The organism is Streptomyces sp. NPDC020983 (assembly GCF_044333485.1).
In the GTDB taxonomy this organism is placed as follows: Bacteria; Actinomycetota; Actinomycetes; order Streptomycetales; family Streptomycetaceae; genus Actinacidiphila.
The window spans coordinates 1-2008 of sequence record NZ_JBIRRA010000040.1 but is presented as its reverse complement, the minus strand read 5'-3'; the positions used below and the strand labels follow the sequence as shown (position 1 = coordinate 2008).

At 76.8% G+C, this 2008-nt stretch carries 1 protein-coding gene; it reads left to right on the top strand.

The window, feature by feature from the left end:
• On the top strand, positions 1-2008 hold a 2008-nt coding region (locus ACH4SE_RS36420; RefSeq protein WP_398547880.1), incomplete at both ends, for a zinc-binding dehydrogenase.

Below are 2008 nucleotides of genomic sequence, written 5' to 3'. Positions count from 1 at the left end.
ACGACCGCGCCACCACCCACGGCTACCACTACGGCCCCACCTTCCAAGGCCTCCACACCCTCTGGCACCACGGCGACGACCTCCTCGCCGACATCACCCTCCCCACCACCACCCCCCACACCCACACCCTCCACCCCGCCCTCCTCGACGCCGCCCTCCACCCCCTCATCGCGACCGCGGGCAAGCCGGCGGGTGAGATCTGGCTCCCCTTCAGCTGGAGCGGCGTCGTCCTGCACGCCCCGGGCGCCACCGACGTGCGGGTCCGCATCACGCCGCGCGGCGACGACGAATACCGCGTCGTCCTCAGCGACGCCGCCGGGCGTCCCGTCCTCACCGCCGAGGCCCTCACCAGCCGCCCCGTCGACACGGCCCGCCTGCTCGCCCCCCAGGGCCGGGGCGACGGGCTCTACCGCGTGCGCTGGACGCCGCTGCCGCCGCCCTCCACCCCGGCACCGGACACCGACGAGGGCTGGGTTCTCGTCGGCGACGACGGGACGTACGCCGAGGCTTTCCCCGGGGCCGCGCGCCACGCGGATCTCGGCGCGCTCGTCGCGGCCGTGGACGGCGGGGCGCCCGTTCCGCCCGTCGTGCTGCGCCACACGCCCCGGGCGGACGGTGACGACGCCGGGCCGGCGGCGGACGTGCTGGCGGCGGCGCAGCAATGGCTGGCCGAGCCGCGCTTCGCCGGGTCCCGGCTGGTGGTCGTGACGCGCGGCGGCACCGCAGCGGTGGCGCCCGGCGAGGAAGGACCGCACGGCGGCGGCACCGTCGATCCGGCCGCCGCGGCCGTGTGGGGACTGGTGCGCAGCGCCCAGACCGAGCACCCGGACCGCTTCGCCCTCCTCGACCTGGACGCCGATCCGGCGCCCGGCCTCGTCACCGCGCTGGGCGCGGCGTTCGCGGCGGACGAGGGGCAGGTGGCGCTTCGCGGAGGTACGGCCCTGGTGCCGCGGCTGGTGGGGGCGGACGAGACCGCCGGTGTCGCACTGCCCGTCAAGGCCCCGGCCTGGCAGCTCGTGGTGGCGGAGGAGCGGACGGGCACGGTCGACGACCTGGTGGCGGAGGAGCGACCGGAGGCGCTGGAGCCGCTGGGGCCGGGGCAGGTGCGGGTCGGTGTGCGCGCGGCGGGTGTCAACTTCCGCGACGTGATGGTGACGCTGGGCGTCGTGCCCGACCGGCGGGGGCTGGGCGGCGAGGGCGCGGGGGTGGTGCTGGAGGCCGCGCCCGACGTGACGTCGGTCGCACCCGGGGACCGGGTGCTCGGCCTGTTCGAGGGGGCGTTCGGCCCCGTCACGGTCGCCGACGCCCGCACGCTGGTGCCCGTACCGCCCGGCTGGACGGACGCCCAGGCCGCCGCCGTGCCGATCGCGTTCCTGACGGCGTGGTACGGCCTGGTGGAACTGGGCGGGCTGACCGCGGGCGAGCGCGTCCTCGTCCACGCCGCCACCGGCGGGGTGGGCACGGCCGCCGTGCAGATCGCCCACCACATCGGCGCCGAGGTCTACGCCACCGCCAGCCCCGCCAAGCACGCCGTCCTGGAAGAGATGGGCATCGACGCCGAACACCGCGCCTCCTCCCGGGACCTCGACTTCGAGACCGCCTTCCGGGACGCCACCGGGGGCCGCGGCGTGGACGTCGTCCTCAACTGCCTCGCCGGGGACTTCACCGACGCCTCGCTGCGGCTGCTCGGCGACGGCGGCCGGTTCCTGGAGATGGGCAAGACCGACATCCGCGACCCCGAGCAGGTCACCGCGGCCCACCCGGGCATCCGCTACGAGGCGTACGACCTGGTGAGCCATGCGGGACCGGCGCGGACGGCCGCCATGCTGCACACGCTCGCCGGGCTCTTCGCGCAGGGGGCGCTCACCCCGCCGCCGGTCACGGTCTGGCCGCTGGCCCGGGCACGGCAGGCGCTGCGCCACATGAGCCAGGCCCGGCACACCGGCAAGATCGTCCTGACCGTGCCACCCCCACTCGACCCCGACGGCACCGTCCTGATCACCGGCGG